Origin of the sequence: Microbacterium sp. ISL-103 (assembly GCF_018613995.1) — a bacterium.
In the GTDB taxonomy this organism is placed as follows: domain Bacteria; phylum Actinomycetota; class Actinomycetes; order Actinomycetales; family Microbacteriaceae; genus Microbacterium.
This window is the reverse complement of the sequence record NZ_JAGGPD010000052.1, coordinates 1-4,102: the sequence shown is the minus strand read 5'-3', so window position 1 is coordinate 4,102 and position 4,102 is coordinate 1. Positions and strand designations below refer to the sequence as shown.

Here is a 4,102-nt window from a genome sequence, read left to right as displayed (position 1 = left end):
CGCAGCGCCGAGATCGTGCCGATGATGATCGCCAGCACGAACTCGATGGCGATCGCCATGACGGCGAGGCGGCCGGTGACAGGGAGCGTCGCGGCGAGGACCGCCGACACGGGCCTGCCGGAGTAGGTCGTTCCCAGATCGCCCTGGAACACGCCCGTGATGTAGTACCAGTACTGCACGATGAACGGATCGTTCAGGTGATACTGCTCGCGCAGCTGCTCGATGACGGCCGGGCTCGGGGTCTTGTCGCCGAACAGGGCGAGGATCGGGTCGCCGGGCATGGCGAACACGAGGAAGTAAATGAGCAGGGTGGCTCCGAAGAAGACCGGGATCACCTGCAGAAGACGTCTCAGAATGTAACCGAGCATCCGCTTGTCCCTTCTTTGAGGGGTGAGAAAAGCGAGGCGAACACAAGCCTGTGAGGCGGTGACGAAAGAATCGTCACCGCCTCACAGGTGAAGTGCCGTCTGGCTTTACTCGCCGGCCTTCGTGATCTCGTAGTACAGCGGAACCGAGTTCCAGCCGAACGTCACGTTGTCGACGCTCTCGCCGAAGCCACCGGTCACGTTCGAGTACCACAGCGGGATCGCGGGCAGGTCCTGGAAGAGGACCTCCTGCGCCTTGGAGAAGTCCTCGATCTGCGCGTCGGCGTCGGGGTTGCTGATACCCGCGGAGATGAGCTCGTCGAACTCGGGGTTCGTGTAGTCACCGTCGTTGGAACCGGCGCCCGTGGCGTAGAGCGGTCCGAGGAAGTTGTACAGACCCGGGTAGTCGGCCTGCCAGCCCGAACGCGCAGCCGTGGTGATGCTGCGGTCGTTGATCTTCGTGCGAAGGTCCTGGAAGGTCGGGTACGGGTCGCCCGATGCCTCGATGCCGAGCGTGTTCTTGATCTGGTTCGACACTGCGTCGACCCAGGCGTCGTGCCCACCATCGGAGTTGTAAGCGATCTTGAACTCGCCGTCCCACGGCGAGATCGCGTCGGCCTCGGCCCACAGCTTCTTGGCCTCGTCGGGGTTGAACTCGAGAACCTCGCTACCGGGAACCGAGTCGGACCAGCCGGCGATGACCGGCGAGGTGAAGTCGGCAGCCGGGGTGCGGGTGCCCGAGAAGATCGTCTCGGTGATCTCTTCGCGGTTGATCGCCATCGACAGCGCCTGACGACGCAGCTGGCCCTCTTCGCCGCTGAAGTGCGGGAGGAACTGACCGATGGTGAACGACTGGAACACAGCCGACGGCTGGTTCACGGCGCGGTCGCCGAGCTCATCGGCGAAGACCGGGAGCGAGCCGGTCGGGATCGCGTCGATCACGTCGACGTCTCCACCCTGCAGGTCGGCGTATGCCGCTTCCTGCGTGGCGTAGAACTTGATCGTCAGACCGCCGTTGGCTGCCTTGCGGCCGCCCTCGTAGTCATCGTTGCGGACGAGGTCGATCTGCACGTCGTGCTGCCATGCGTCTTCGCCGTCGATCATGTACGGACCGTTGCCGATCGGGTTCTGACCGTAGGCTTCCATGTCCTCGAACGCGACGTCCGGGAGCGGGTAGAAGGCCGAGTAGCCGAGACGCAGAGCGAAGTCGGAGGCCGGCTTGTTCAGCGCGATCGTGAAGGTGTAGTCATCGACCTGCTCGAGGCCCGTGAGCTCCGAGTCCTCGTCGTAGCTGAAGCCCTCGATGTCCTCGAAGAAGTAGCTCGAGAGGTGTGCGTTCGAGAGCTTCGCGCCCTCGTTCCACGCCTTGATGAAGTTGTCGGCGGTGACCTCTTCACCATCGGTGAAGGTCATGCCCTCCTTGAGCTTCACGGTGAGGTTCTGCGGGTCCTCGGTCGTGATCTCTTCGGCCATGTCGTTGACCGGCTTGCCGTCGGCGTCGTAGTAGATCAGACCGGCGAAGATCTCGTCGAGGATCTTTCCGCCACCCACCTCGTTGGTGTTGCTGGGGATCAGCGGGTTCTCCGGCTCCGAGCCGTTCGTGGTGATGATGGCATCCGGGTCGCCGGCTGCGCCGGATCCGCCATCGCCTTCGTTGCCTCCACCGCTCGCGCAGCCCGCGAGCGCCAGGGCGCCGATCGCGAACAGCGCGGTGCCCGCAAGGGCGATCTTGTTGCGCTTCACTTTGTGTCCTCCTGTGGACGGGTATTCATCAGACTGCGCGCACATCATCGAGCGCGTAGGGATAGTTGACTGTAACCCGGCGTTCACCACACATCGCACTCGGCTAATGAACCGTTACTGAGTGGTGATGAACCGTAATATCGCGGAAACATGCGGAAATGCACGGAAACGAGAAGCGGCGCCGCATCCGGAAGGACGCGACGCCGCCTCGTGGCAGACATCCGATCAGGCGAACGCCTCGATCGGCGGGCAGGCGCATACGAGGTTGCGGTCGCCATAGGCCTGGTCGATACGGCGCACCGGCGGCCAGTACTTGCCGGCCACCAGCGCGTGCACCGGATAGGCCGCGTCCTCGCGGGTGTACGCGTGATTCCACTCCCCCGAGATGAGCGAGACCGCCGTGTGCGGTGCGTGCACCAGCGGGTTGTCGTCGGCGGGCCAGCGACCTGCGGCGACAGCATCCGCCTCGGCCTTGATCATGATCATCGCCTCGATGAACCGCTCGATCTCGTCGATGTCCTCGGACTCTGTGGGCTCGACCATCAGGGTTCCCGCGACCGGGAACGACATGGTCGGCGCGTGGAAGCCGTAGTCGATGAGACGCTTGGCCACGTCGTCGACCGTGATGCCGGTCGCCTCCTTCAGAGGGCGCAGGTCGAGGATGCACTCGTGCGCCACACGGCCGTCTTCACCCGCGTAGAGCACCGGGTAGTGTTCGCCCAGCCGAGCCGCGATGTAGTTCGCCGACAGAACGGCGGCCGCGGTCGCGTGACGGAGGCCGTCCGCCCCCATCATGCGCACGTACGACCACGAGATCGGCAGGATGCCCGCCGAGCCGTAGGGCGCGGCCGAGACCGCGCCGCCCTCGAAGACGAACCCACCCGCGTGCTCGGCCTTCTGCGCCAGCGGGTGCGAGGGCAGGTACGGAGCGAGGTGCGCCTTCGCGGCCACAGGACCGACGCCGGGTCCGCCACCGCCGTGCGGAATGGCGAAGGTCTTGTGCAGATTGAGGTGCGAGACGTCGCCGCCGAGGTCGCCGAAGCGCGCGTAGCCGAGCAGCGCGTTGAGGTTCGCCCCGTCGACGTACACCTGTCCGCCGGCCTCGTGCACCGCGGTCGTGATCTCGACCACGTCCTGCTCGTAGACGCCGTGCGTCGACGGGTAGGTGATCATCAGCGACGAGAGTTCGTCGGCATGCGCGGCGATCTTGGCGCGAAGATCGCCGAGGTCGACGTTGCCGAGCTCGTCGCAGGCCACGACCACGACCTTCATGCCCGCGAGCACTGCGGAAGCGGCGTTCGTGCCGTGCGCGGACGACGGGATCAGGCACACCGTGCGCTGCGTGTCACCGTTCGCGAGGTGGTATCCGCGGATCGCCAGCAGGCCGGCGAGCTCGCCCTGCGATCCCGCGTTCGGCTGCAGCGAGACGGCATCGTATCCCGTCACCTCGGCGAGCCACGCCTCGAGCTGGTCGATCAGGTCGAGGTATCCCGCGACGTCCGATGCCGGCGCGAACGGATGGATGCCCGCGAACTCCGGCCACGTGATCGATGCCATCTCGGTCGCGGCGTTGAGCTTCATGGTGCAGGAGCCGAGCGGGATCATGCCGCGGTCGAGCGCGTAGTCGCGGTCGGCCAGGCTCTTGAGATAGCGCATCATCGCGGTCTCGCTGCGGTGCGCGTGGAAGACCGGGTGCGTCAGGTAGTCGTCCTGACGGATCAGGTCGTCGGGAAGAGTGCCGTGCGAGCCCGATCCGAAGAATCCGAACGCACGCTTCTGCGCGCCCCCGAACACCTGAGCCACCTGGTGGAGCTCGGCGACCGTCGTCGTCTCGTCGACCGAGATCCCGACCGTATCGGCGTCTGCCGCGCTCAGCAGGATGCCGAAGCCGTCGTGGGCCTGCTGCACGAACTCCGCCGCGCGACCGGGCACCCGCACCTGCAGGGTGTCGAAGAACGAACCGTGCACGACCTCGGCCCCGGCATCTGCGAGCC

The 4,102-nt window shown here is 65.7% G+C and carries 3 protein-coding genes; all 3 read right to left on the bottom strand.

The genetic code is table 11. The annotated features are described in order from the left end of the window. On the bottom strand, window positions 1–368 hold a 368-nt coding region (locus tag J7E68_RS02455; protein ID WP_215169539.1), incomplete at its 3' end, for an ABC transporter permease. 105 nt (window positions 369–473) lie between these two features. Next, a complete protein-coding gene (locus tag J7E68_RS02450; protein ID WP_215169537.1) occupies window positions 474–2,108 on the bottom strand; it encodes an ABC transporter substrate-binding protein in 1,635 nt (544 codons plus the stop codon). A 225-nt stretch (window positions 2,109–2,333) separates the two neighbouring features. Next, window positions 2,334–4,102: aminomethyl-transferring glycine dehydrogenase subunit GcvPB (gcvPB, locus tag J7E68_RS02445; RefSeq protein WP_215169535.1), on the bottom strand; the 1,769-nt coding region annotated here is incomplete at its 5' end.